Here is a 5,721-nt window from a genome sequence, read left to right as displayed (position 1 = left end):
CGCGAGATGACCGTCACCATCGAGCTCGATGGCATGGGCACCGGCCTGTTGGGTGGGGTGGGGGCTGGGCATCGCGAGATCACCGGCGTCATCTCCGACATTGAGCATGTCGGCGGCGTTGCGGAGAATCGCTTGTACCGGTTCACGCTGCGTCCCTGGCTGTGGCTCGCGACGCAGACGTCGGACTTCAAGCCTTTCCAGAAGAAGACGGTGATCGAGATTCTTGACGAGGTGCTTGCGGACTACCCGTTCTCGGTGGAGAAGCGCCTCGACACCTCGGTGTATCCAAAGCTCGCCTGGGAGGTGCAGCATGGCGAGACCGATGCACATTTCATCCAGCGCCTGACCGAAGAGTATGGCATTACATACTTCTTCGAGCATGACGGCGGACACCATCGGCTGATCCTGGCCGCCGAGTCGGGCGCGTACCGCGCGTTTCCCAGCGAGGCCTATCGCACGCTGCCACTCTATCCGCGTGGCTTCAAGATCGACCAGGAACATCTGGTCCGCTTCGATCCGGTCAACCGGCTGCGCACGGGCAAGGTGACGTTGAACGACTACGATCCGCGCAAGCCGCGCGCGAATCTGACCACCGACAACAGCCAGCCGCGCAATACCAGCTTCGCCGACTTCGATCGCTACGAGCACCCGGGCGACTATGTCGATCCGGCGGTGGGCGAGATGCGGGCGAGGATCCGCATGGAGGAGCGCCGCTCGCGTGGCCGGCGTGCGCGTGGCGTGGGTGCGCTGCGCGGAGTGGCGGCGGGCTGCACCTACCTGGTGAGCAATCACGGCAACCCGGCGATGAACCGCGAGTATCTGGTGATCGGTGCGACGCTGGAGCTGGAGGATGTCGGCGGCGAATCCGGCAGTGGGCAACAGTTTTCGTGCCGCGTTGCGTTTGAAGCGCACCCCACTGATGAAGTCTTTCGCCCGCCGCGCACGGTCGGCAAGCCATACGTGGCCGGTGTGCAGCGGGCCGTGGTGACCGGCCCGAAGAACCAGGAGATCTGGTGCAACGATCACGGCAACGTGATCATTCAATTCGAATGGGATCGCTACGGGAAGTACGACGAGAACTCGTCACCGTGGATTCGGGTGGTCAATGGCTGGTCGGGCGACCAGTTCGGCGCGATGCATATTCCGCGTATCGGGCAGGAGGTCATTGTGGCGTTCATCAACGGTGATCCGGACTGTCCGGTGATTGTCGGGCGGGCGCCGAATCAGCTCAATCTGCCGCCGTGGGCGCTGCCGGGGCAGCATGCCTTGTCGGGGATTCGCAGCAAGGAGTTGTTTGGCGGGCGCCACAATCATCTGCTGATGGACGATACGAAGGATCAGATCCAGGCGCAGCTGTCCTCGGATCACCAGGCATCGCAACTGAACCTGGGCTATCTGACCGGGGTGCCGGACCACGCCGGGCGCAAGGACAGGCGTGGTGAAGGTTTTGATCTGCGCACCGATGGGCAGGGTGCCATACGCGGCGGGAAGGGCTTGTTCGTTACCGCGGAAGGGCAGGTAGGCGCCATGGGCGGGCACCTGTCGCGCGACGAGTTTATCCGCTGCATGGAGGCGGCGCTGGAGGCGGCGAAGGCGTTGGGGGACTATGGCCATGCCCATGAAGGGCTGGCTGCCGATACAGATCCGCAGGCCGAACTCACGCGGGCCGTCAGGGAGTGGGACGCTGGCGCCAACAACCACAAGGACGTGCCTGGTGAGGGAGGTCAGCCGCTGATCGGTGCCTATGCGCCGGCGGGCATGGCACTGGCCACGCCCAAGATATTGACGACGTATGCCGGCAAGCATATCGACACCGTCTCACGATTGAACCAGCAAATGACCGCAGGGCAGCAGTTCGTTGTCAATGCGGGGCAGGGAATCGGGTTCTTCGCACACAGCGGGGAGCTGCGCGGCATTGCGCATCAGGGCAATCTGCTTCTGCAGGCGCAGAAATCCAACATCGAAGCGAATGCCAGACAGAACGTAGTGGTGACCGCAACCGATGGCGCGATCCTGCTCAATGCCAAGGCCAGCATCACTCTCATGAGCGGCAACGCAGGCATCCGCATCGCCGATGGCGGTGTGGAGGTGTTCGGGCCGACGCGTGTGCATCTCAAGACCGGGGACTTCGATATGCCGGGGGCGCACAGCATTTCACAAGCGATGAACGATTGGGAGCACACCCAGTTCAACGAGGGGTTTCGTCTGGTTGATACCGCGGACAAGCCCCTCGTTAACTATGCCTATGAACTGCTCCGACAGGATGGAACGGTGCTCCGCGGTGTCACCGATGCGCAAGGTCATCTTGCGCATCAGAAGAGTGAGATTGCCGAGACGCTTGAATTGCGGATTCTCGGTCCGGCGGCATAGGCGAGAACATTGGGTACGAACATGTCAGAGGAACTTGGCAAAGCGGCAAGCAGCGAACGCATGGCTACGGGCTTTCCTGACGGGGACGGCTCGATGCGATATGGCTGGACCATGACTCCGAGCCCGTTGACTGATCTGGTCAAGCTGGTGATTAAGCCTGTCAATGTGCTTCCGGTGATCTTTGTGCCGGGGATTATGGGAAGCAATCTCAAGAGCAAGGTTCGGAACGTCCCCGTGTGGCGACTCAACGCCACGCTGGGACAGCCATTCGGGTTGCTTTGGAACAATGCTCCTCGTACCGCCGGAGCGCGGCAGGTGCTCCTTCACCCCGACAAGACATTGGTTGATGATGCTGGCGCTGTGCCGACCTTCCCTGTTGGCAGTATTGGCGGACCCACTGGCTACAAGGCACGGGGCTGGGGTGAAGTCGGCGAAACCAGTTACCAAGCTTTTCTGCTCTGGCTGGAACGCACCCTGAACCATCCGGGCAAGGCGTATGACAAGAGCTGGAAAGAAACGCTGAACCCCATCCTTGCTGATCAGTCACGACCATGGGGAGCACACCGGCCGTTTGCACCGTGCACGGCTTCAGAGATTGAGAAGGTAGCGAACTGGTTCTACCCCGTCTACGCCTGCGGTTACAACTGGCTCGAAGACAATGCTCTGTCGGCACGAAGGCTGAAGTCGCGTATTGAACGAATCATTCGGCAGCATCAACAAGGCTTTGGTCGCTGCAAACAAGTTCTGTTGGTAACCCATTCCATGGGCGGCTTGGTCGCGCGCGCCTGTTCTCAACTGGAGGGCATGGCAGAGAAGATTGCCGGCATCGTGCACGGCGTCATGCCGGCAATCGGTGCTCCGGTTGCTTATCGACGCTGCAAGGTCGGCATGCGTGACGAGGACTACGCTGCCAGTCTCGTCATTGGTCAAACGGGGCTAGAGGTGACGGCAGTGTTCGCGCAGGCACCTGGCGCATTGGAATTGCTTCCAACGCAGCAATACGACAGCAGCTGGCTCCGCGTGAAGGATCTAGCGGGTAACGATCTGCTGCCTCCCCATCCGGATCCCTACGACGGCATATATGCGGTAAGGGATCGCTGGTGGGGGTTGATCAAGGAGGAGTGGCTTGCGCCCGAGGGGGGCGAGGCACTCGGCTGGAAAGATGCAGTGCAGTACATCAGTCGAGCTAAGGACTTTCACGTCAGCATTGCAGACAAGTACCACGCCTTTACCTATGGTTTCCATGCAGCCGATCCGAAGCAGAAGAGCTTTGAACACGTTATTTGGCAGCTAAAGAAGGGAATTTCTCCAGAAGGGGAAGCTCAGCTGCCGAATCCTTCAGATGTGATGCAGATTTCGCCGCAGCAGGTGCGAATGGACGGAACGAACCCTGAATATGTCGGCGGCGAAAACGTTGTGCAGGTCGTTCGGTCCGGCATGGGCCCGTCGGTAGTCCAGTACGACACTAGCCACTATGAGTTGCACGCTTCCCGGCAGGATGGTGGTGGCGACGGCACGGTGCCAGTCAGTTCAGGCCGAGCGCCTGCGACTGCCGCCAATGTCCGTCAATGGTTCGCGCTCAAGGGCTTTGCTCACGAGCCCGCCTACAAGAATGAGATGGCTCAGTTCGTGACGCTGTATAGCATTGTCAAGCTGACGGCACAAGCCAGGACGCCCCCGGGGAACTTGATATGGCCGCCAAACTGAACATAGCTGGCCTGTTTCTGGCCGCACTTCTAACGACTGGCTGTCAACGAGCGGCCACAAATCCCTTTCCGCCCATGGATATCCACCAGCCATCCAAGACGCATTGCATCGGCCGTTTCCTAATTGACCTGCCAGAAGAGTTCAATTCGGTACCGGATTCGATGGACAGTCCCGGCGATGCCGAGTTGCTCTATGGCAAGGATAAGGACTTCAAGCGCATCTATGTCAAGGTGCCCAAGCAACGTCCGGTGGAGGCAGAGCCGGTCATCCTGCGCGAAGATTTTGAGCGGGCGGTGAGTAAGCGAATGCAAGAACTAAGGGATGCACGCAATGAAGTTACACATGCTTCGATGTTGGTGTCCAGTACACCGTTAGGTGAAGGTGAAGGAGGCTATCTGATTCGTCGCTACGACAATGCGCAGCAAGGCAAATACTTTAGAAGCGAAATCCACCTCCTGGCGGGAGACTTGCGATACGTCATCCTTGAGGAAAAGAGCTACCCCGATAGCGAGCCGGCGGAAGCGGTAGAAGCGCGGTTGCGAAACCTCGCAGTCCACACTCGCGCCTATACCGACCCGGAGGCTGCCGGTCCCGGCTTCTGTGTCAAAGGCGTAGTGCTGAACGACATCCACGACGAAGAGACGGCGATGTTCAGTTTTCAAAGTGAACTCCATAAGGATCTTCTCTTTGACATCCATTCGCGCGCGCTTGTCACGCAGGACGAGGGCATGATCGCGCGACTGGAAAAGCGATTGGAAGGCGCCCCGCTGGCATATCGGCTCGCATTCCACACCCTACGCAAGGGCAAGCGAACCGTTGCCGGCATGGAAGCAGATGAGCTTGTGGAGACCTTCAAGGAAGAGGGATACAGGCGGCAGGGGCTGAAGGCGGAAACCAAGCGGGATACGCCGCAGTACATGCAGCCGCAGATGCATCTTACGTTAATGACCGGCGGACAGATTCCTGGTGGCGCTTATGTCGACTCATCGATGGATGACGATGAGGTGCTGAAGATTTGGGACAAGGTGGTGAGTTCGATCCGGCCCCGGCCAGGTGCCGTTGAGGGAGAGAAGAGGTGAGCAGGGAAACCAGAACCCATCCCATGAATCGGCTAGCTGCTTTTGCTTCGCGTTCTCGCACCGTTAGCGTTTCCAGCGCAGCCATTCCTGATTTGTTGGGACAGCCCCAGTTGGAATTCGTGCGGCTCTCAGGTCATGAGGGATTGAGCGAACTCTTCACCTACAAGGTAGACCTGCGCGCGGTCTCGCCTGCCGCGGAACAGTATCTTGCCGAGGCCGATCCCGATGCGATGATCGGCCGCGAGATGACCGTCACCATCGAGCTCGATGGCATGGGCACCGGCCTGCTGGGTGGGGTGGGGGCTGGGCATCGCGAGATCACCGGCGTCATCTCCGACATTGAGCATGTCGGCGGCGTTGCGGAGAATCGCTTGTACCGGTTCACGCTGCGTCCCTGGCTGTGGCTCGCGACGCAGACGTCGGACTTCAAGCCTTTCCAGAAGAAGACGGTGATCGAGATTCTTGACGAGGTGCTTGCGGACTACCCGTTCTCGGTGGAGAAGCGCCTCGACACCTCGGTGTATCCAAAGCTCGCCTGGGAGGTGCAGCATGGCGAGACCGATGC

The 5,721-nt window shown here is 59.8% G+C and carries 4 protein-coding genes; all 4 read left to right on the top strand.

Annotated features, from left to right (window positions below; all coding sequences use genetic code 11):
* On the top strand, positions 1–2,370 hold a 2,370-nt coding region (locus C265_RS22830), incomplete at its 5' end, for a type VI secretion system Vgr family protein (RefSeq protein WP_010813228.1).
* Positions 2,371–2,391: 21 nt separating this feature from the next.
* Positions 2,392–4,077 carry a triacylglycerol lipase gene (locus C265_RS22825; RefSeq protein WP_246840243.1) on the top strand — a complete coding sequence of 562 codons (1,686 nt, stop codon included), beginning with the start codon at positions 2,392–2,394 and terminating at the stop codon, positions 4,075–4,077.
* Positions 4,062–5,156 (top strand): T6SS immunity protein Tli4 family protein, encoded by a 1,095-nt coding sequence (locus tag C265_RS22820; RefSeq protein WP_037025110.1) that lies wholly within the window; start codon positions 4,062–4,064, stop codon positions 5,154–5,156. Before C265_RS22825 ends, C265_RS22820 begins: the two co-directional genes overlap by 16 nt.
* Positions 5,157–5,179: 23 nt before the next feature.
* Positions 5,180–5,721, top strand: a 542-nt coding sequence (locus C265_RS22815; RefSeq protein ID WP_210401228.1) for a phage late control D family protein, incomplete at its 3' end; no start/stop codon positions are given.

The sequence above is a fragment of the Cupriavidus sp. GA3-3 genome, assembly GCF_000389805.1.
Classification (GTDB): Bacteria; Pseudomonadota; Gammaproteobacteria; order Burkholderiales; family Burkholderiaceae; genus Cupriavidus; species Cupriavidus necator_D.
The sequence above is the reverse complement of the archived record's forward strand: the minus strand, read 5'-3'. Positions and strand labels throughout refer to the sequence as shown.